Origin of the sequence: Alteromonas sp. MMG017 (assembly GCF_018100795.1) — a bacterium.
Classification (GTDB): Bacteria; Pseudomonadota; Gammaproteobacteria; order Enterobacterales; family Alteromonadaceae; genus Alteromonas.
The window spans coordinates 1-492 of record NZ_JAGJDY010000067.1 but is presented as its reverse complement, the minus strand read 5'-3'; the positions used below and the strand labels follow the sequence as shown (position 1 = coordinate 492).

At 41.9% G+C, this 492-nt stretch carries 1 protein-coding gene; it reads left to right on the top strand.

Translation table 11 applies throughout. From position 1 onward, the window contains the following. On the top strand, window positions 1-399 hold a 399-nt coding region (locus J8L84_RS20255; protein WP_211072280.1), incomplete at its 5' end, for a hypothetical protein. Window positions 400-492 lie beyond the last annotated feature (93 nt).

Below are 492 nucleotides of genomic sequence, written 5' to 3'. Positions count from 1 at the left end.
TGCGTCAAGGACACCTTTATGAGTAACCATGCTCAATATGGATTTATAGCCATCCTTCTGGGTTTAATAATGTGTTTTGCGTACCTTTCTTTCATGCCAAAAGAACAAACGCTCGCAGTTAACACAGTTAATCATGACCGGGTTATTTGTGGGTTAGCCACATGTGGTCACCATGCGATAACTTTAAAATCTAGCACAGTAGTTAACTTAAACGGCGAAGACATTTTACTAAGTGAATTCGTTTCTCGCTTAGGTAAAGGACTAGACCAATGTGAGGCTAGAACGCTATATATTGCTGCAAATCCAGACTTAGACAGCGGATTAGTAATCGAGCTCTCCAACTTAATCACCACTAAAATTCCAGACATCAAAATCGGCTGGGGTAGCAATGACGCATAACAAAAAAATTAAGTCACTCACTTCGTTCGCTGGGACGCATACACGTGGGCTGCTTCGCATTATAGCCCACGCGTATGCGCCCCTTATTTAAAA